This window comes from Stenotrophomonas sp. As-7, assembly GCF_030291015.1.
Taxonomy (GTDB): domain Bacteria; phylum Pseudomonadota; class Gammaproteobacteria; order Xanthomonadales; family Xanthomonadaceae; genus Stenotrophomonas; species Stenotrophomonas lactitubi.
In genome coordinates this window covers 742,536-762,792 of the sequence record NZ_CP127405.1, presented here as the reverse complement: position 1 = coordinate 762,792, position 20,257 = coordinate 742,536, and the positions used below count along the sequence as shown (strand labels likewise).

The following is a 20,257-nucleotide window of genomic DNA, read 5'->3' as shown; positions in this document are numbered from 1 at the left end:
CAGGCGCTGGAGCGTGCCTTCTTCATACAGCTTCCTCGAGAATGATATCGGCGATGCGCTCGGCGGCATCGACCTTGGCCAGGGCACGCGCGGCTTGCGCCATCTGCATGCGGCGGGCGGGATTTTCGGACAGATCACGCAGCAGCGCGGCAATGCCGTCTGCCAGCGTTTCGTCCTGCTTCAGCAACACGGCCGCGTCGCGCTCGACCAGATACTCCGCATTGCGGGTCTGGTGATCGTCGACGGCAGCGGGGAATGGCACCAGCACGCTGCCGATGCCGACCGCACAGAGTTCGGCAAGCGTGGACGCGCCGGCACGGCACACCACCAAGTCGGCCCAGGCAAAGGCTTCGGCCATGTCGGCGATGAACGGCGTCACTTCGCCCTGCACGCCGGCCTTGGCATAGGCCTCCACCGCTTCGGCGTGCAGCTTCTCGCCACTCTGGTGACGCACCACCACCGGCACCTGCGCACCGAGCGCGGCCAGTGCCTGCGGCACGCCACTGTTGAGGGCGCGTGCGCCCTGGCTGCCGCCCAGTACCAGCAGGCGCAGCGGACCGCTGCGATCAGCCAGCCGCTGTTGCGGCGGCGCGACGGCGGCGATTTCGGCGCGCACCGGGTTGCCCACGAATTCCTCGCGTGCAGCGAAGGTGCCCGGGAAACCAGTCAGCAGGCGGCGCGCGTAGCGCGACAGGATGCGGTTGGTCAGGCCCGGCGCGCGGTTCTGTTCGTGCACGATCAACGGCAGGCCGTGCAGGCGCGCGGCCATGCCACCGGGGCCGGAGGCGAAGCCACCGAAAGCGACCACCGCGCGCGGCTGGCGATCACGGATGATCAGGCCGGCGGCACGCAGCGCGCGCATCAGGCGCCACGGCGCGGCCAGCAGGGCCAGCTTGCCCTTGCCGCGCAGACCGGTGATGGCCAGCGTATCGATGTGGATGTCGTGCTGCGGAACCAGACGGGTTTCCATCGCACCAGCGGCGCCCATCCAGGTGACCGGCACGCCACGCGCGCGCAGCACCCGGGCCACGGCCAGGCCCGGGAAGATATGCCCGCCGGTACCACCGGCCAGGATCATCACCGGCCGGGCGTTGTTCTGGACTGTGCTCATCCGAGCCTCCCGAAGGTAGGTTCGACGCGCGACTGCAGGCGGCTGGTGCCGCGCACGGCGGCCGACTCGGCCGCGGCCGGTTCGGCGGCCATCGGCACCTTCTTCGCCACCGGTGCGGCTGGCGCCTCGGCCGGAGCCGGGCCAGCAACGTCGTCGGCGGCGCCCATGCGCACGGCCTGGCGGCGCTCGGCACGCTTCAGCTCATACGACACGCGCAGCAGCAGGCCCATCGCCACGCAGGTCATCAGCACCGACGAACCGCCCGACGAAATCAGCGGCAGGGTCAGGCCCTTGGTCGGCAGGATGCCCAGGTTCACGCCGATCGAGACGAAGGTCTGCATGCTGATCCACAGGCCGATGCCGAAGGCGATGTAGCCGGAGAAGTGGCGCTTCATTTCCACGCAGCGCATGCCCAGCCAGAACGTACGGCCGACCAGCAGCGCGTACAGGGCCACGATCGTGCAGGTGCCGAGGAAGCCGAATTCCTCGGCAGTGACCGAGAAGATGAAGTCGGTGTGCGCTTCGGGCAGGTAGTACAGCTTCTGCACCGAATTGCCCAGGCCGACGCCGGTCCACTCGCCGCGGCCCACCGCCATCAGCGCGTTGGACAGCTGGTAGCCGTCGCCCTGCTGGTCGGCCCACGGGTCGAGGAAGGAGGTGATGCGGCGCATGCGGTACGGCTCGATGATCGCCAGCGCGCTCATGCCCACCAGGCCGATCACCACCGGCATCGACATGCGCGGCATGTTCACCCCGCCCAGCACCAGCATGCCGGCGGTGATCGCCAGCAGCAGGGTGGACGAACCGAAGTCAGGCTGCAGCAGCAGCAGCACCACCAGCGCACCGGCCACGCCCAGCGGCTTGAGCATTGCCGGCCAGGTGGCGTTGACCTCGTCGCGGAAGCGCACCAGGTAGCTGGACAGCCAGACGATGTAGAGCACCTTCACCGCTTCGACCGTCTGGAACTTGGAGATGCCCAGGTTGATCCAGCGGCGGGCGCCGTTGACGCTGCTGCCCAGGCCGGGGACGAACACCACCACCAGCAGCGCGAAGCAGCCCAGCAGCAGCATCTGGTTGTACTGCTCGATGGTCTTCAGCTCGGTACGCGCGGCCATGATGGCCAGCACGATGCCGACCGCCAGGAAGATCAGGTGGCGGTTGAGGTAGTAGAACGGGCTGCTCATCAACGCGATCGAGCTGGACGCGACCATCACCACGCCCAGCCCGGTGAGCGCGATCATCGCGCCGAGCAGCCACTTGTCGTAGCTGCCACCGATGGCCTCAAGGCGTGTTGCCTGGTGCGACAGGTCATTCATCAGCGTACCTTCAACGTGGCCAGGCCGATCAGCACCAGCACGACGGAGATGATCCAGAAGCGCACGATCACGCGCGGCTCCGGCCAGCCCTTCAGCTCGAAGTGGTGATGGATCGGCGCCATGCGGAACACGCGCTTGCCGGTCAGCTTGAACGAGGCGACCTGGATCATCACCGACAGCGTTTCGATGACGAACACGCCGCCCATGATCACCAGCACCAGTTCCTGGCGGGTGATCACCGCGATGGTGCCCAGCACCGCGCCCAGCGACAGCGCGCCGATATCGCCCATGAACACCATGGCCGGATAGGTGTTGAACCAGAGGAAGCCCAGCCCTGCGCCAGCGATTGCCGCGCAGATGATGACCAGCTCACCGGCGCCCGGAATCTGCGGGATCTGCAGGTAGTTGGCGAACACGGCGTTGCCCGAGGCATAGGCGAACACGCCCAGCGCACAGGCCACCAGCACCGTCGGCATGATCGCCAGCCCATCCAGGCCGTCGGTCAGGTTGACCGCGTTGGAGAAGCCGACGATCCAGAAATAGGCAATGGCCACGAAGCCGATGCCGGCCAGCGGCAGCGCCACCGACTTGAACATCGGGATGTAGAAGGTCAGCGCCGCCGGCACGTCGGCGGTCTGGAACAGGAAGATGCCCGCAGCCAGGCCGAAGATCGACTGCAGCAGGTACTTCCAGCGCGACTTCAGGCCGTTCGGGTCGCGACGGACGATCTTGATCCAGTCGTCGTACCAGCCGATGGCGCCGAAGCACAGCATCACCGCCAGCACCAGCCACACGTAGCGGTTGCGCAGGTCCGCCCACATCAGCACCGACAGGGTGACGGTGAGCAGGATCAGCGAACCGCCCATGGTCGGCGTACCGGCCTTGGAGAAATGGGTCTGCGGACCATCGGTCCGGATCGGCTGGCCGCCCTTGAACTGGGCGAGCTTGCGGATCATCGCCGGGCCGAGCCACAGCGACAGAAACAGCGCCGTCAACGCGGCAAGGATGGCGCGGAACGTCTGGTAGTTGAACAGCCCGAACAGGCTCTCCAACTGCTGCAACCATCGAGCCAGTTCATACAACATGCGGGGATTCCTCTCCTTGCGCCAGCAGCGCTTTGACAATCGTGTCCATGGCGCTGCCACGGGAACCCTTGACCAGGCAGCGCACGCCGGCGTGCAGCTCGTCCTTCAGCGCCTGCGACAGCGCGTCATGGGTGGTGAAATGACGTCCGCCTTCGCCAAACGCGGCGGCAGCGGCGGCACTGAGCGGGCCCAGTGCATACAGGCGCTTGAGGCCGGCGGCACGCGCGCGGATGCCCGCCTGTGCATGCAGCGCCTCGGCATCGGGACCCAGCTCGCGCATGTCGCCCAGCACCAGCCAGCCCTCTTCCGGTGCGGCGGCCAGTGCGTCGATGGCGGCGGCCAGCGAACCGGGGTTGGCGTTGTAGCTGTCGTCCACCAGCACCGCGCCGTTGTGCAGCTGATGGGCGATCTGGCGGCCCGGCACCGGCTGCGCTTCGGCCAGGCCGGTGGCGACCAGTGACAGTTCGATGCCGGCGGCAAGCGCCAGGCTGGCGGCGGCCAGTGCATTGCTGATGTTGTGGCGACCCGGCAGACCCAGCACCACGCCCGCCTCGCCCATCGGCGTGACCAGCGTGAAGCGGCTGCCCTGCGCACCGGCGCGGATGTCGCGCGCGGTGACGTCGGCGGTGTGTTCCAGGCCATAGCGCAGCACCCGGCAACGTGCCGGGGTACCGATGAAATGCTGTTCGAACCAGCGCCCGTAGGCGTCGTCGACATTGATCACGGCCACGCCATCGGCCGGCAGTGCGGCGTAGATCGCGCCCTTGGTCACGGCCACGCCGAGCAGGCTGCCCATCCGCTCCAGGTGCGCCGGGGCGATGTTGTTGACCAGGGCATAGCGCGGGCGCGCGATGTCGGTCAGGTAGGCGATGTCGCCCGGCTTGCCGGCGCCCATCTCGTAGACGGCGTAGTCGGCATCTTCCGGTGCGTCGATCACTGCAAGCGGCAGGCCGATCTCGTTGTTGCGGTTGCCCGGGTTGGCGTAGACCACCTTGTGCGCGTGCTGGGCCACCTGCTGCAGGATCGCCAGCAGCAGGCTCTTCACGCTGGTCTTGCCGTTGCTGCCGGTGATGGCGAACAGTTCGGTGGCACGGTCGCGCTGCATGCCGGCGGCGATCTTCGCCAGCGCGCGCTCGCTGTCGGCCACCAGCACCTGCGGCAGGTCCAGCGGCAGCAGGCGCTCGACCAGCAGCGCGCTGGCGCCACGTGCCTGTGCGTCAGCGGCGAAGTCATGGCCGTCGAAGCGTTCGCCACGCAGCGCCACATACAGGCTGCCCGGGCCAAGGCTGCGGGTATCGTTGCTGAAGGCGTCGATGGCCACGTCGTCGCCGTGGATCTCGCCACCGGCCCAGTGCGCGATCAGCGAAAGCAGGGTGCGCTTCATGCCGCGCCCTCCCCGGCCTGCGCGGAAAGCACACCGACCTTGGCGGCCAGTGCAGCAGCGGCCACTTCGGTGTCGTCGAAGTCATGGCGCACGCCATTCACTTCCTGGTACGGCTCATGGCCCTTGCCGGCAATCAGGATGATGTCGCCGGCACCGGCGCGCTTCACCGCCAGGCCGATCGCGCGCGCGCGGTTGCGCTGCACGGTCACGGTGGAGGCATCAGCGAAGCCGGCCAGGATGTCGGCCACGATCACGTCGCCATCTTCACCACGCGGGTTGTCGTCGGTGACGATGACCTGGTTGGCCAGACGTTCGGCAATCGCAGCCATCTGCGGGCGCTTGCCGGTATCGCGCTCGCCACCGCAGCCGAACACGCAGAACAGCGTGCCCTGCAGGTGGCCGTGCAGGCTGTCCAGCGCCTGTTCCAGCGCGTCGGGGGTGTGTGCGTAGTCGACCACCACGGTCGGCAGGCCGTCTTCGCCGCCGAGGCGGTTCATGCGGCCACGGATCGGCTGCAGCGCCGACAGCACCTCGGCAATGCGCGGCAGCGGATGCCCCAGCGCATGCAGGCTGCCGGCCACGGCCAGCAGGTTGTCCACGTTGAAGCGGCCCAGCAGCGGCGACTGCACCGCAGCGCGCTGGCCATCGATGATCAGCTCGAAACTGATGCCGCGGCCATCCAGCCGCAGTGCGTCGGCGCGCACGTTGGCGCCGTCGGCACCGCGCGAACTCAGGCCGATCGCCTGCACGCCCGCCGGCAGGCCGGCGAACAGCTGGCGACCAAATGCATCGTCAAGATTGATCACCGCCGCCTTCAGGCCCGGACGATGGAACAACCGCGCCTTGGCCGCGCCGTAGCTGGCCATGTCGCCGTGGTAATCAAGGTGATCGCGGGTGAGATTGGTGAACACCGCCACGTCGTAGTGCACGGCATCCACGCGGCCCTGGTCCAGTGCGTGCGAGCTGACTTCCATCGCCACCGCACGCGCGCCGTCGTCGCGCAGCTGTGCCAGCAGTGCATGCATCTGCAGCACCAGCGGCGTGGTGAAACCGGTCGGCTCGACCGCACCATAAAGTCCGGCGCCCAACGTGCCGATACTGCCACTGGGCGTACCGAGCAGATGCCAGGCCTGGGCCAGCAGCTGCACGGTGGAGGTCTTGCCGTTGGTACCGGTCACGCCAACCATGGTCATCGCACGCGAAGGCGCGCCATGGAACTGGTCGGCCATCGCACCCAGCCGCGCACGCAGGTCCGGCACGGCGATGGCATCGGCCGGTGCAGGCAGTTCGGCGGGCGCCGGTGCTTCGAACAGGATGGCACCGGCGCCGGCTGCGCGCGCCTGCTCGACAAAGCCCAGGCCATGCGCGCCGAAACCGGCGATGGCGACGAAGGCATTGCCGGGGCGCACGGCACGGCTGTCCAGCACCAGGCCGGTCAGAACGGGATCATGGCCCGCCAGGGCCACGTCCGGAAGCAACTGCGAAAGCAACATCGAAGGACTCATTGCGTGCCTCCCGTAGCGGGTGGCACATGGGATTGCGCGCTGGGCAGCGCGGCATCGAATTCAGCGGCAGCATCCACCGGCAGTGCGGCTTCGGCCGGTGGCACCGGCAGCACCGAGGCCGAATGGCCGATCTTTCCGGACTGCTGGGCCGCCAGCCACGACTGCAGGTCGTCCAGCGGCACGTCCATCAGGCGCAGGGTGCCTTCCATCACGTTGTGATAGACCGGCGCCGACACCAGGCCGCCGTAGAACTTGCCGCCCTGCGGGTCGTTGATGACGATGACGGTGGCAAACCGCGGATTGGTGGCCGGCACCACGCCGGCGAACAGCGCGTTGTAGTGGCCACGCTCGTAACCACCGGGGCCGGTCTTGCGCGCGGTACCGGTCTTGCCGGCCACGCGATAGCCCAGCACCGCCGCCTGTTTGGCGCCGCCCTGGGTGACCACCGTTTCCATCATCGCCACCACCTGCTTGGCGACGTTCTCGTCGATGATCTGATGACCTTCGTTGCGTTGGCCCTTGACGAACGTCGGCGCAATCAACTTGCCGCCGTTGGCCAGCGCCGAATAGGCGGTGGCGATCTGCAGCGGCGTGACATTCAGGCCATAGCCGTAGGACATGGTCGTCTTGGTGGCACCGTCCCAGTTGGCCGGGCGACGCACTACGCCGCCGGATTCACCCGGGAAACCACTGTGCGGCACCGAGCCGTAGCCGAAGCGGCGCACGCCGTCGTAGAACACCTGGTCCGGCATCTTCGCGGCAACCTTTGCCGCACCGATGTTGGAACTGCGGGTGATCACGCCGGTGACGTTCAGCACGCCGTTGTTGCGCGGCACGTCGCGGATGGTGAAGCGGGCAACCTGCATGTAGCCCGGGTTGGTATCGATCACGGTGTCCTTGGTCACCACCCCCGCCTGCAGCGCCGTGGCGATGGTCAGCGGCTTCATCGTCGAACCCGGCTCGACCAGATCGGTCACCGCACGGTTGCGGCGCGTGTCCGGCACCGCGCCGTTGAGCGAGTTCGGGTTGTAGGTCGGCAGGTTGACCATGGCCAGGATCTCGCCGGTGGTCACGTCCATGATCACCATCGAACCGCCGGCCGCCTTGTTGGCCACCAGCGCATTGCGCAGTTCCTTGAAGGCCAGGTACTGGATGCGGCGGTCGATGCTGAGAGTCAGGTCCTTGCCCGGCTCGGCGGCGCGCAGCAGATCGCTTTCGACGGTCTCGCCCTTGCGGTTGCGGATCACCCGCTTGCCGCCGGGCTTGCCACGCAGCCATTCGTCGAAGGCCAGCTCCAGACCTTCCTGGCCGCGGTCGTCGATGTTGGTGAAGCCCAGCACGTGCGCCATCGCTTCACCCTGCGGGTAGAAGCGGCGGAACTCGCGCTGTGCCGCCACGCCCGGAATCTTCAGGGCGACCACGCGCTCTGCCTCGTCCGGATTGATCCGGCGACGCAGGTACATGAATTCCTTGTCCGACTTCTGCGACAGGCGGCTGCTCAGCTCGTCCACCGACATGCCCACCGCCTGTGCCAGCTCGGGGATGCGCTCGGGCGAACGCAGCAGGTCCTGCGGATTCACCCAGATCGAAGCGACCGGCGTGGACACCGCCAACGGCTCGCCGTTGCGGTCGGTGATCATGCCGCGCGAAGTCTTGATCGGCAGTTCGCGCAGGTAACGTGCTTCACCCTGGCGCTGGTAGAAGTCGCTGTTGATGATCTGCACGTAGGCGGCACGACCGACCAGCGACACCGAGCACAGGCCGAGTGCCAAGGCCACCCAGCGCAGGCGCTGGCGCAGGTTGAAGGCGTTGCGGGGACGGTTGCGGCCGGTCTTGCTCATGGGCGCACCACCACGACGTCGGCGGCCTCGGGGAACTTCATGCCGAGCTTTTCGCGGGCGATGCTGTCCACGCGGTTGGCTTCGGCCAGGGTCGCCTGCTCCAGCTGCAGGCGGCCGAATTCGATGTTCAGGTCATCACGCGCACGCTCGGCGCGCGACAGCTCGATGAACGTCTGCCGGTGACGGTGACGCACGAACACGACGCCGATCGCCGAGGCCACGGTGCAGGCCAACAGGATGATCAGCAGCAGCCGGCTCATGCATCGGCCTCCCGCTTCTGGGCCACACGCAGCACGGCGCTGCGGGCGCGCGGGTTCATCGCCAGCTCTTCGTCGGTGGCCTTGATGGCGCCACCGATCAGGTCCAGCGTCGGCACGAATGCCTGCGCTTCGGGCAGCCGGCGGTTGGCCGGCGGCGCCTTGGCCAGGCGGTTCATGTACTGCTTGACGATGCGATCTTCCAGCGAGTGGAAGCTGATCACCGCCAACCGGCCACCGGGCTTCAGGCGCTCCACCGCCGCATCGAGCCCGGCTTCCAGATCGGCCAGTTCGCGGTTGATGTGGATGCGGATGGCCTGGAAGCTGCGCGTGGCCGGGTGGATCTTGTCCTTGCCACGCGGCATCACCGAGGCGATCAGCTCGGCCAGTTCGGCGGTGCGGGTGAACGGCTGCTTCTCACGGCGGGCCACGATGGCTTTGGCGATGCGTCGGCCCTGGCGCTCTTCGCCATAGGTCCACAGCACGTCCATCAGCTCGCGCTCTTCCACGCGGTTGATCCACTGCGCAGCGCTTTCGCCACTGTCCGGGTCCATGCGCATGTCCAGCGGGCCGTCCTTGCCGAAGCTGAAACCACGCTCGGCCACGTCCAGCTGCGGCGAGGACACGCCAAGGTCGAACAGCACGCCGTCCAGGCCTTCGACGGTCTCGTTCCACTGCAGCAGCTGGGCGAAGCTGCCGCGGAAGATCGACACGCGCGGGTCCGGCGCGAAATCGCGCTCGGCAACGGCAATGGCTTCCGGATCCTTGTCCATGACCAGCAGGCGTCCCTCGGGACCGAGCTGGGTGAGCACGCCACGTGCATGACCGCCACGACCGAACGTGCCATCCAGATAACGTCCGTTTTCGATCACCCTCAGGCCTTCCAGGACCTGGGTGTACAGGACCGGCAGATGCACCGCCGGCGACTGCGACACCGGAAGGTGACCGGTCTGCGCTTCTGGGCGCATCCGGGCACCCCGGCTCACAACTTCAGGTCGAGCAACCCATCACCCAGATCCTCATCAGACAACGTCTGCTGGATCAGGGCCCGATGCGCCTGCTCGCTCCACAATTCGAATTTGTCGCCCATACCGAGCAATACCGCCTTCTTCTCAATGCCCACCGCACCGCGGTGGCTGGCGGGAATGCTGATGCGACCGTTGCCGTCCAGCTCCAGGTGGGCGGCTGAACCGACCAGCTTCTGCTGCAGCAGACGTACGACGCGCTGTGTGTTGGGTTTGGACATGACGTCGTCGCGTACCCGCTCCCATTCCGACTCGGCATACAGCCACAGGCAGCCCGATTCGAAGGGGTTGTAGGTCAATACGAGACGGTTGTTGCTGACGCGCGCAACCAGGTCGCGATGAGCGGTGGGAACCGCCATGCGTCCTTTGTCGTCAACTGTGATGGCCGTCTCGCCCTGGAACACGACGCCTGCACCTTATCCTTCGCCCGGTGAAACATTGAACCACGAAAATCCACAAAACACCCGGATTTCCCTCTGATGCCCACCTTAGCAGCGGCCCAAGGGTTGTCAACAACTTTTCAGCAGGGAAATCGCCAGCCGCATCAATGGCTTGCGCCAATGTTTAGAGAGTTGTTCAAGGTTTATCCACAAGTTGCTGATCCGTCTCAATTTTTGAGATTGAACGGAAGTTCAGGGGTGTGGAGGCCGCGTGAAACATGGCCTGCGCATTCATCCGGAACAGGCTGAAAGCGACCCCGCTCTGCGCAAACCGGGCACAATGGCCCCATGTGCCTGCTTGCTCTTGGCTGGTTGCACCACCCGCGCTGGCGGCTGGTCATGGCCGGCAACCGTGATGAGTTCCACGCCCGCCCCACCGCGGCCCTGGCCCCCTGGCAGGATGAGACGTCCGTCATCGGCGGGCGCGACCTGCGCTCCGGCGGCGGCTGGGCCGGCGTCGGTGCCGGCGGCCGGATGGCGGTGGTGACCAACGTCCGCGATCCGCAGGCGTCCCAGACCGGGCCGTCACGTGGTGCCCTGGTGGCCGACTACCTGCGTGGCCGCGATCCGGCGGGTACGCATATAGAACGTCTGGCCGGAATCTCCGCGGCCTACGCCCCGTTCAACCTGCTGCTGGCCGATGGCCACAGCCTGGAATACCTGGGCAACCACCCGGCCGAGCGGCAGACGCTTGGGCCGGGCGTACACGGCATGTCCAATGGCGCCATCGACGCGCCCTGGCCAAAGACCCGACGGTTGATGGACGCACTTTCCGCTTGGCTGGAACAGGACGGGGTCAGATCCCGTTCCCAAGGGGAAAGGGATCTGACCCCACTGTGGAACGCCCTGGCCGACGAACATCGCCCGGCCGACAGCGACCTGCCCGATACCGGCATCGGCATGGAGCGCGAACGCTGGCTCAGCCCCGCCTTCATCCGTGGCGACGATTACGGCACCCGCGCCAGCACCGTGCTGCTGATTGACGCGAACGGCCACGGCGAAATCCATGAGCGTCGCTTTGGACCGCAAGGCGTACCCAGCGGACAGAGTCACGTCATCTTCTGACCCGGTAGTGCCGGCCGCTGGCCGGCAACCTCTGCATCTACGGGCAGGTCGCGCGCCTGCCGGCCAGCGGCCGGCACTACCAGCGCCCGGCGTGTCGTGTTCTCCATCAAATGGGCCGTCGACGGGACAGACCAAACGCGTCATTCAGCTTCAGGGCGCGACCAATACCCGCCTCTGCCACAAGGGCTACAGCACCACAGACACCCCGCTGTGCCCTTTTCGCCTTCGGCACTGTGTCTATAAATGTCGCCCCAGCCTCCCAAGGTGGTCCTGCCCGGCGCCATGCCGCGCGATCCACACCCACAAGGAGGCCCCATGCGCCGCATCCTCATCCTGCTCGCCACCCACGTACTCACCCTCGGCCTTGGCTTCGGCCTGGGCGTGTATTTCCTGCCCATCCTGATCGCCCCCGACGATCCGCCGGTCGAGCAGGTACAGACCGCGATGGCCGACGCTACTTACCGCACCACCTTCCGTCGCGACCTCAAAGGCAGTGACGCGGTGCATTGGGCCGAAGGCGAGGTCAGCGTCAGCGCCCGCCAGGTCGCCTTCGACGGCAAGATGGGCCCTGGCCCGGACTACAAGGTCTACCTGGTCCACGACTTCGTCGACAACAAGGCCGACTTCCTGAAGATCAAGGACAAGGCCCAGCGCATCGGCGAGGTCAAGACCTTCAACCGCTTCCTGGTGGATGTGCCGGCCAACGTGGACGTGGATGAGTTCACCACCGTGGTGGTGTGGTGCGAGCGCTTCTCGCAGTTCATTTCTGCCGGGCAGTACCGGAAGCCGGGCTGAGGCCGGCAGGTGATCCCGGGTGCCGGCCAGCGGCCGGCACTACCTGGTAGATCCACGCCATGCGTGGATGGAATGAAGGGGCGGAGCCGGCCGATAAGCCGGGTTCTGTCGTGGACAGTCATTCCTCTAGGCGTTACGTCGCCGCAACGCTCAAGCAACCTACCCGGATCCAACGCGGGCCGCGCCAATGGATCCCTATTTGGTCTTGCTCCAGGTGGGGTTTGCCGTACCGGTCTGTTGCCAGACTCGCGGTGCGCTCTTACCGCACCATTTCACCCTTACCGGCCTTCCGAAGAAGACGTAGGCGGTATCTTTCTGTTGCACTTTCCGTCGGCTTGCGCCGCCCAGGCGTTACCTGGCACCTTGCCCTATGGAGCCCGGACTTTCCTCGGCACCCCCGAAGGGATGACGCGACTGTCTGGCCGACTCCGCCGCGCGCATTCTACCGCACGTGGACCTGCCCTGCCGGGTTGATTACGGCACGCGATTCATTCATCCACGCATGGCGTGGATCTGCAGTAGAGCCACGCCATGCGTGGCTGCGGCTATCCATCAACTTCCGTACAACGCCTTGCGCGGCGCACCGGTCATTTCGGCCGCCAGCTTGGCCGCGGTCGACGGCGGCAGGTGCTCGCTCAGCTTGGCGTAGACCTGACGGCCATGAGCCAGCTGCGCTTCGGCATCATCGCCAGCGCCCTGCACCATCACCACGAACTCGCCCTTGCGCTGGTTGTCGTCCGCTTCCACCTGCGCCAGCAGCCCGGCCAGGTCGCCATCCAGCACGGTCTCGAACAGCTTGGTCAGCTCACGCGCCAGCACGGCCGGGCGCTCGCCACCAAAGATCGCCGCCATGTCGGCCAGGGATTCGGTGATGCGGTGCGAGGATTCGTAGAACACCATCGTGCGCACTTCGCCGGCCAGCCCCTGCAGGCGGTCGCGGCGGCCGCTGGCCTTGGCCGGCAGGAAGCCCTCGAACGTAAAGCGGTCGCTGGGCAGGCCGGCCACGCTCAGCGCGGCAATGGCGGCGCAGGCGCCGGGAATCGGGCTGACCTTGATGCCAGCTGCGCGCGCCGCGCGCACCAGACGGAAGCCCGGATCGCTGACCAGCGGGGTGCCGGCATCGCTGACCAGCGCCAGCGACTCGCCGGCCTGCAGGCGTGCCACCAGGCGCTGGGCCAGGGCCTCTTCGTTGTGCTCGTGCAGGGCCACCAGCGGCTGCTGGATGCCGAAATGGGACAGCAGCTGGCCGCTGCGGCGGGTGTCCTCGGCGCAGATGGCCGCCACCGAACGCAGCACTTCCTGCGCGCGCGGGCTCAGATCGGCCAGGTTGCCGATCGGCGTGGCGACGACATACAGGGTTGGGACACTCATTTCAGCGGTACTCACGGGGCAAGGGTAGAATCCTAGCGTGTACCTGGCCAAGGCCGCTGCCCTCATCGCATGGACCCGATCATGAACAAGCCCGCCGCACGCATCTCTGCCCTGTCGCTGTCGTTGGTGCTGCTGGCCGGTTGTGCCACCACCAGCCTCGTCAGCGCGCCCGAATCGCCGGCCCAGAGCCAGGCGTTGGCGCTGATCGAACAAGGCAAGCCGCGCGACGCCGCCCTGCAACTGGAAGCGCTGGCCGCCACCCTGCGTGGTGGTGCCCGCAGCAACGCCCTGGCCGATGCGGCCTGGGCCTGGCATCTGGCCGGCGACAGCGCCCGCGCGCGCAGCCTGCTGGGCCAGGTGACCGCCCGCCAGGTGAACGGTGCCAGCCTGCAGCGCTACCAGCTGGCCAGTGCCGAGCTGGCGCTGGCCGACAAGCAGCCGGCGCAGGCGCTGGCCCTGCTGAAGGATCATGGCGACAACGTGCACCCGAGCCTGCGCACGCGCTGGTCGCTGGCCCGCGCCAATGCCCTGCAGGCCACCGGCGATGCATTCGGCGCCGCCACCGAACGCGCCCGTGCGCATGCCGGCCTGACCGGTGCTGCGCGCAGCGAGAACCAGGCCGCCATCTCCGGCCTGCTCGGCACCCTCGACGATGCCACCCTGCGCAGCCGCGCCGCCGCCTTGCCGGCCAATGACCCGCTGTACAACTTTGCCGGCCGCGCGTTGATCGCCCGTGGCCTGCCGCTGCCGCGCCCGTTCGATCGCGATGGCGCCGCCCAGTTCGACACCAGCAAGCGCCCGCCGGCGATGAGCGATGGCTACCGCCCGCCGGCCAAGCTGGCGGTGCTGCTGCCGCTCAGCGGCCGCCTGGCCACCGCCGCGCAGCCGGTGCGCGATGGCCTGCTCAGCGCCTACTACGGCGAAACCCGCCGTCGTCCGGAGGTCAACTTCTTCGACACCGCCGGTACCCCGGCCGGTGCACTGGCCGCCTATGACAAGGCCGTGGCGTCCGGCGCCGACTTCGTGGTCGGCCCGCTCGGCCGCGACGAGGTGGATGCCGTGTATGGCCGCCAGCAGCTGCCGGTGCCGGTGCTGGGCCTGAACCGCGGCAAGGATGCACCGCCGGCCGGCAGTGCCGGTTTCTCGCTGGCACCGGAAGACGACGGCATCGTCGCCGCCGAATACATGCGTGGCCGCGAGCGCAGCAAGGCGCTGGTGATCAACAGCAGCGATGACACCGGCCGCCGCGCCGCTGCCGCATTCGCACAGCGCTTTGCCCAGCGTGGCGGCAGCGTCGCCGCCACCATCGCGGTCAGCGAAACGGTGGGGGATGTCAGCGCGCAGGTGCGCAACGCCGGCGCGGTCGATGCGGTGTTCCTGGCCGTACGTGCGCCACAGGCCCGCCTGCTGGCACCGCAGCTGGCGCTGGCCGGTGCCGGTGGTGCCACCCGCGTGGGTACGTCTCAGCTGACCACCGGCAGCGGCAAGGTCGAAGAAGACGTAGCGCTGGACGGCATCATCTACCCGAACGAAGCCTGGAACGTGCGCAGCGTGTCCGGCGTGCCGTCCGCTGCCCAGGTCGCGCAGACCCTGCCCAGCGCGCGCGGCGCGGCCAGCCGCCTGTTCGCCTTCGGCGCCGATGCGTGGAAGATCAGTGCCTACCTGGACAAGCTGGCCACCGAAGGCGGCTTGGACGGCGCCACCGGCACGCTGTACCTGGACAGCAACGGCAACATCCTGCGCCAGCCGGCATGGTCGACCTTCAGCGGTGGCCGGCCGATGCCGATCGCCGGTGGTCGCTGAGCACCTGCAACGTGGCTCGGCGGTGGAAACCGCCGCCGAGCAGCATCTGCAGCAGGCCGGGTTGCAGCCGCGCGCACGCAACGTGCGTTATCGCGGCGGTGAACTGGACCTGGTGATGGATGACGCCGGCACCGTGGTCTTCGTGGAAGTGCGCTATCGCGCGCGACAGGACTTCGGTGGCGGCGCGGCCTCGGTCGATCCACGCAAATGCCGTCGGCTGGTGCATGCCGCGCAGCTGTACCTGCAGGAACATCCCGCCGTGGCCAATGCGCCCTGCCGCTTTGATGTGGTTGAAGCTACTGGCGATCCGCCGCAGCTGCATTGGCTGCGCGACGCGTTCCGGCTGGATGATTGCTGATGGGTACCGTCCGCTTTGGTAGAGGCCGACCTTGGTCGGCGCTTCTGTGCCAACCAAGGTTGGCACCTACCAGAGCGCAGCCTGGCCGGCACTACCATGGGGCGTGACTGATGCCATCGATCATCACCCACGCTGCCGTGCCGCTGGCGCTGTGGTGCGCGGCTGATCGCGGCCGCATTCCGCCACGTCTGCTGGCAGCCGGGGTGATCGCGGCAATGCTGCCCGACGCCGATGTATTGGCCTTCGCCCTGCACATTCCCTATGCCGATGCGTTCGGCCATCGCGGCGCCAGCCATTCGTTGTTGTTTGCCCTCGTGCTTGCCATGCTGGCGGCGTTGGCGCTTGGCGTTGGTAGAGGCCGACCTTGGTCGGCACCGCACAGCTCCGGTAGTCGCCGACCTTGGTCGGCGGGTTTGTGCCAACCAAGGTTGGCATCTACCGTTCAAGCGGCGACGTTCGTCTTCGTGTGCGCCGCCAGCCATCCATTGCTCGACGCCATGACCTCCGGCGGTCTCGGCGTCGCGCTGGCCTGGCCTTGGAACGACCACCGCTTCTTCGCACCCTGGCGCCCGATCCGCGTTTCCCCGTTTGCCCCGCAGTTCTTCAGTGCGCGCGGCCTGGCCACGCTGCTGTCGGAACTGCGTTGGGTGTGGCTGCCGCTGGCCGGCGCCGTTGTTGCCTGGAAACTGATTCAACCCGCCCCTGCTGCCCCACGAGATCCGTCATGAGTACTGCCTTGCCCGCTGCATTGGTTGCCGAGCTGTCCGCCCTGCTGGGGGCCGATGGCTGGCGCATGGATGACGGCGCGCTGGAGGCGAACGCGCAGGACAACTCGTGGCGCCACCAGCGCCCGGCTGCCGTGGCACTGCCGGCAGATATCGAACAGGTGCAGGCGCTGGTGCGCGCCTGCCGCACGCATGGCGTGGCACTGGTTGCGCGTGGCGCCGGCACCGGCACCACCGGTGCGGCGGTGCCATTGCCCGGCAGCATCGTGCTGTCGTTCACCCGCATGGACCGCATCCTCGGGATCCGCGCCGGTGATCGCTGTGCCGTGGTGCAACCGGGCGTACTGAATGGAACGCTGCAGCAGGCGCTGGCACCGCACGGCCTGTTCTGGGCGCCCGATCCTTCCAGCGCGGAGATCTGCAGCATCGGCGGCAACCTCGCCTGCAATGCCGGCGGCCCGCGCGCGGTGAAGTACGGCACCAGCCGCGACAACGTACTGGGCCTGGTGGCGGTGACCGGCACCGGTGAGGTGATCCGCTGCGGCGGCGCCTACACCAAGGACGCCACCGGCTACGACCTCACCCATCTGCTGGTGGGCAGTGAAGGCACGCTGGCGCTGATCGTGGAAGCGACGCTGAAGCTGACCCCGTTGCCGGTCAGCCAGGCGGGCCTGCGCGTGCTGTACCGCGATGCCGATGCCGCCGCCGCAGCAGTGTCGCGGCTGATGTCGCAGCCTGTGGTTCCGACGCGATTGGAATTCATGGACGCACGCAGCCTGCAGCTGCTGCGCCTCAACGGTGCAGACGTACCGGAAGCCGGTGCAATGCTGCTGGTCGAAGCCGACGGCGACCACGACACCCTGCCCTACCTGCTGCAGGCGCTGGCCACCGCCGCCGAGGGCGACGGCATGATCGAACTCGACGTGGCCATGGAAGGCCGCGCGCGCGATCAGTTGTGGGCTGCACGCAAGGCGCTGTCGCCCGCGCTGCGCAGCGTCGCCCCGGGCAAGATCAACGAAGACGTGGTGGTACCGGTGTCGCGCATTCCGGAACTCGTATCTGGCGTGCAGGCATTGGCGCGCGAGTACGCGCTGACCATCGTCACCTTCGGCCATGCCGGCAACGGCAACCTGCACGTCAACATCCTTTACCACCCGGACGACGCCGACGAGAACGCACGTGCACATGCGGCGCTGCCGAAGATCTTCGAACTGACGCTGGCGTTGGGCGGCACGTTGTCCGGCGAACACGGGATTGGATTGGCCAAGCGCGATTTCATGGCGCAGGCATTCACCCCGGCGACGCTGGCTGCGATGCGCGCGATCAAGCATGCGATGGACCCGGACGGGATTCTCAACCCCGGCAAAGTGCTGCCGCCGGTGTGACCCATCAGGGTGGCAGGTGTGCGTGGGTGCGGAGCATGGTCTGCCCTCCGCTCTGCCGGACTTGGCACGTCTGTACAGGGCGCGGCAATAGAACGCGCCGCAAAGCACATGCGACACAGCGTCGCAGTCCTGCACGGTGGCTGAAGCGATGCCGCATGTTCAGTGCGCTTTGCAACTTTTTGCATGGGATGGCTGCGCGTTGGCCGTGACACTGCGGCCAACAGAGACATGCGCTATCGCTTTAAGCCCCTATCCTCACGGGATTTTCACGGCAACGGAGGCTATACGGCTCCTGACCTGAATACGCTTGGCCCGATGTGGTGGCGCGTGTCTCCCTCCCTGACACAAGGATGCATCCATGCAGATCGCCCCCCATACCCGTTCAACCTGCAGGCCCACCGTGCGCCCGCTCCTCCGCAGCCTGCTGGTCGCGCTGGCAACCCTGCCCGCAGCCACTGTGATGGCGGGCGATCTTGATGGTCAGACGGCCGAAGTCGTCGCAGGGGATGCGAGCGAGGCCTGGCGATTGATCAATGGTTCCCGCCTGAGCGTCAACGGCGGCCAGACCGAACAGATCCAGGCAGACGACACCTCGCAGGTCCTTCTGGACAATGCGCAGGTAACCCGCACTGGCAACCAGACCGCCGCCATCCAATTGTGGGAACAATCCTCGCTCAACGCCAATGCGTCCAGGATCAACGGTGAAGTGGAGCTGAGAGGCGGCAGTACCTCGCTTACCCTCAAGAACAGCGTCATTCGCGTGACGGCCGCAGAACTTCGGCCTGGGGCCGGAAAATCCGTAGGTGTCGGCCTGTCACAGGGGCTCGATCCCAATACGAGGGACACCCCTTATGCCTTGGTCGACAACACCTCCATCCACGTGGACGATCTCGCCGCGCCCAGTCGGCCCCACAACAGCGGTCTCGGTGTACGCCTGATGGTCGGCCAGATGGACATCGTCAATCGCTCCCAGATAGTGGCCGCCAACGTGGGCGCCATGCTGTGGGGTGAGCGCAACGGCGACGGACTGCTGCGGCTGAACGTCAACGACTCTACCCTCCAGTCCGGCCGCGGCGCGGCGATCCAGGTGATGCCATTGTTTGACAACACCTACGAGATCACCGTGGCCAACGATGCTCATTTGACCGGCGGCGATGGCAATCTGCTGCTGGTGGGTCGCGAAGGCAGCGTATCGAGTGCCCGCACCGATGTGCACTTCGCGGCGGATGATTCCCGCCTGATCGGCAACGTCACTTTCGACCCGACGTCTGTCACCAACGGCAGCTTGGACGTAATCCTGCGCAACAACGCCCAGATCGACGGCCGCTTCATCAACGTCACCTCTGCCGCCATCGACACCGACAGCGCCTGGCTGATGACCGGCGACAGCAATGTCGGCCATCTCACCCTGGGCAGCACCGGTACCGTAGCGCTGGGCGATGGCAGCACCTTCAACACGCTCAGCGTGGATACCTTCACCGGCAACGGCGGCACGCTGGCGTTCAACACCGCACTGGGTGACGACAGTTCAGCCACCGACAGGCTGGTCATCGCCGGTGATGCCAACGGCCAGGCCAACGTCCGTGTGCTCAACGCAGGTGGCGCCGGCGCCAAGACCGACAAGGGCATCGAACTGATCCACGTGGGCGGTGCGTCCAATGCGCAGTTCGACCTGAGCGGCCGCGCGGTGGGCGGCCAGTACGAGTACTTCCTGTTCAAGGACGCCACCAACGGCGGCTGGTACTTGCGCTCGGAACTGGCGACCACGCCGGACCCGTGCCTGGCCGACCCGACCCTGCCACAGTGCAAGCCGATCGTCGATCCGATTGACCCGATCGATCCGATCGATCCGATCACTCCGATCCCGGTGCTGCGTCCGGAAGCGGGTGCCTACCTGGCCAACCAGTTCGCCATGGACCAGCTGCTGCGTCATGGCTGGCGCGACCGACAGGGCGGCAGCACCTCCGCCGTTGATGGCGTGCGCGGCTGGGCCCGCGTGGATGGCACGCAGAGCAAGCTGTCGGCTGTGGAAGACCAGCTGGACCTGCGCGTGGACCGCTCGCGCCTGCAGTTGGGTGCGGACGTCGGCGTGTTCGACAACGGCCGCGGCCGTGTGGGCGTGATGGGTACCGTTGCGCAGTCCAGCGCCACTTCGCGTTCGCAGCTGACCGGCTACAGCGCTCGCGGCAAGGTGGAAGGTGGTGCACTCGGTGTGTACGGCAACTGGAACTCCGATGCGCTGTATGTGGACGCCAGCGTGCAGCGCGGCCAGTTCCGCAACCGCGTGCAGGGCGAGGGCCTGTCCGAAGAGCGTTATGACTCGGATCTGTGGCAGTCGTCGCTGGAAGCCGGTTATCGCATCGGCATTGGTGCGATCGGCAGCACCGCGCTGAGCCTGCAGCCAGAACTGCAGCTGGTCTACACCGATGCCAACATCGATCGCCATAGGGAGGCCAACGGCACCGTGGTGCGCAGCCTGGGCGACAGCGGTCTCTCTGGGCGTGCGGGCCTGCGCCTGCAGGGTGAAGGCCACAGTGCCGCCGGTGCCTCGGTCAGCCCCTACGTGGTGGCCAACTGGCACCGCGATGGCGCCAGCAACGGCATGGCCTTTGACGATGACGCGCTGAAGGCGAACGTGCCGCGCAACCGCTACGAGCTGAACGCCGGTGCGCGCGTCGACTTCCGTTCGCGCCTGAGTGCCTGGGGGGGCTTCGGTGTGATGCGCGGTGATCACGGTTACCGCGAAGCGACTGCGAACGTGAGTGTTGCCTACAGGTGGTAATCCACAGGC

General features: G+C 67.2%; 17 protein-coding genes and 1 other RNA gene. 7 read left to right on the top strand and 11 right to left on the bottom strand.

The features are described 5' to 3' along the window. Positions 1 to 22 precede the first annotated feature (22 nt). The 9 genes from murG to QP457_RS03395 are packed head-to-tail and all read right to left on the bottom strand — an operon-like array spanning position 23 to position 9,883. Positions 23 to 1,111, bottom strand: coding sequence for an undecaprenyldiphospho-muramoylpentapeptide beta-N-acetylglucosaminyltransferase (gene murG / locus QP457_RS03435; RefSeq protein ID WP_205406051.1), 1,089 nt, complete (start codon positions 1,109 to 1,111; stop codon positions 23 to 25). Next, complete coding sequence (ftsW, locus tag QP457_RS03430) at positions 1,108 to 2,427, bottom strand: putative lipid II flippase FtsW (protein ID WP_099820300.1); 1,320 nt, start codon at positions 2,425 to 2,427, stop codon at positions 1,108 to 1,110. Before ftsW ends, murG begins: the two co-directional genes overlap by 4 nt. Then, positions 2,427 to 3,512, bottom strand: a complete 1,086-nt coding sequence (gene mraY, locus QP457_RS03425; protein ID WP_025876592.1) for a phospho-N-acetylmuramoyl-pentapeptide-transferase — start codon at positions 3,510 to 3,512, stop codon at positions 2,427 to 2,429. The genes ftsW and mraY overlap by 1 nt, the downstream gene beginning before the upstream one ends. Continuing rightward, positions 3,502 to 4,896, bottom strand: a complete 1,395-nt coding sequence (murF, locus tag QP457_RS03420) for a UDP-N-acetylmuramoyl-tripeptide--D-alanyl-D-alanine ligase (protein WP_205406050.1) — start codon at positions 4,894 to 4,896, stop codon at positions 3,502 to 3,504. The genes mraY and murF overlap by 11 nt, the downstream gene beginning before the upstream one ends. Continuing rightward, entirely contained in the window at positions 4,893 to 6,401 is a 1,509-nt protein-coding gene (locus QP457_RS03415; protein ID WP_205406049.1) for a UDP-N-acetylmuramoyl-L-alanyl-D-glutamate--2,6-diaminopimelate ligase, read from the bottom strand. The genes murF and QP457_RS03415 overlap by 4 nt, the downstream gene beginning before the upstream one ends. After that, a complete protein-coding gene (locus QP457_RS03410) occupies positions 6,398 to 8,242 on the bottom strand; it encodes a penicillin-binding protein 2 (protein ID WP_180166752.1) in 1,845 nt (614 codons plus the stop codon). The genes QP457_RS03415 and QP457_RS03410 overlap by 4 nt, the downstream gene beginning before the upstream one ends. After that, positions 8,239 to 8,502, bottom strand: coding sequence for a cell division protein FtsL (ftsL, locus tag QP457_RS03405; RefSeq protein ID WP_025876599.1), 264 nt, complete (start codon positions 8,500 to 8,502; stop codon positions 8,239 to 8,241). The genes QP457_RS03410 and ftsL overlap by 4 nt, the downstream gene beginning before the upstream one ends. Further along, a complete protein-coding gene (gene rsmH, locus QP457_RS03400) occupies positions 8,499 to 9,467 on the bottom strand; it encodes a 16S rRNA (cytosine(1402)-N(4))-methyltransferase RsmH (protein ID WP_205406048.1) in 969 nt (322 codons plus the stop codon). Before rsmH ends, ftsL begins: the two co-directional genes overlap by 4 nt. A 14-nt stretch (positions 9,468 to 9,481) precedes the next feature. Beyond that, complete coding sequence (locus tag QP457_RS03395) at positions 9,482 to 9,883, bottom strand: division/cell wall cluster transcriptional repressor MraZ (protein ID WP_189914854.1); 402 nt, start codon at positions 9,881 to 9,883, stop codon at positions 9,482 to 9,484. Positions 9,884 to 10,252: 369 nt separating this feature from the next. Between QP457_RS03395 and QP457_RS03390 the strand changes: the two genes are divergently transcribed. Beyond that, positions 10,253 to 11,029, top strand: a complete 777-nt coding sequence (locus QP457_RS03390) for an NRDE family protein (RefSeq protein ID WP_205406047.1) — start codon at positions 10,253 to 10,255, stop codon at positions 11,027 to 11,029. A 315-nt stretch (positions 11,030 to 11,344) separates the two neighbouring features. Then, positions 11,345 to 11,824: a DM13 domain-containing protein gene (locus tag QP457_RS03385; protein WP_205406046.1), complete on the top strand. Its 480-nt coding sequence runs from the start codon at positions 11,345 to 11,347 to the stop codon at positions 11,822 to 11,824. Between the two features lie 78 nt (positions 11,825 to 11,902). On the opposite strand, the gene rnpB is transcribed toward QP457_RS03385, so the two are convergent. Continuing rightward, positions 11,903 to 12,254, bottom strand: an RNA gene (rnpB, locus tag QP457_RS03380) — RNase P RNA component class A. A gap of 122 nt (positions 12,255 to 12,376) precedes the next feature. Then, the gene (gene rsmI / locus QP457_RS03375; protein ID WP_089238759.1) at positions 12,377 to 13,195 is read right to left on the bottom strand and encodes a 16S rRNA (cytidine(1402)-2'-O)-methyltransferase; all 819 of its coding nucleotides are present in this window, start codon (positions 13,193 to 13,195) and stop codon (positions 12,377 to 12,379) included. Between the two features lie 81 nt (positions 13,196 to 13,276). Here rsmI and QP457_RS03370 point away from each other — a divergent pair, with 81 nt between their 5' ends. The 5 genes from QP457_RS03370 to QP457_RS03350 all read left to right on the top strand — a co-directional run bounded on the left by QP457_RS03370 (position 13,277) and on the right by QP457_RS03350 (position 20,248). Beyond that, entirely contained in the window at positions 13,277 to 14,998 is a 1,722-nt protein-coding gene (locus QP457_RS03370; protein WP_205406045.1) for a penicillin-binding protein activator, read from the top strand. Next, complete coding sequence (locus QP457_RS03365; protein ID WP_205406044.1) at positions 14,988 to 15,356, top strand: YraN family protein; 369 nt, start codon at positions 14,988 to 14,990, stop codon at positions 15,354 to 15,356. Before QP457_RS03370 ends, QP457_RS03365 begins: the two co-directional genes overlap by 11 nt. A 110-nt stretch (positions 15,357 to 15,466) precedes the next feature. Beyond that, entirely contained in the window at positions 15,467 to 16,084 is a 618-nt protein-coding gene (locus QP457_RS03360; protein ID WP_205406043.1) for a metal-dependent hydrolase, read from the top strand. Beyond that, positions 16,081 to 17,466 (top strand): FAD-linked oxidase C-terminal domain-containing protein, encoded by a 1,386-nt coding sequence (locus QP457_RS03355; protein ID WP_205406042.1) that lies wholly within the window; start codon positions 16,081 to 16,083, stop codon positions 17,464 to 17,466. Before QP457_RS03360 ends, QP457_RS03355 begins: the two co-directional genes overlap by 4 nt. Positions 17,467 to 17,866: 400 nt before the next feature. After that, the gene (locus QP457_RS03350) at positions 17,867 to 20,248 is read left to right on the top strand and encodes an autotransporter outer membrane beta-barrel domain-containing protein (protein WP_286041156.1); all 2,382 of its coding nucleotides are present in this window, start codon (positions 17,867 to 17,869) and stop codon (positions 20,246 to 20,248) included. The last annotated feature ends 9 nt before the right edge of the window (positions 20,249 to 20,257 follow it).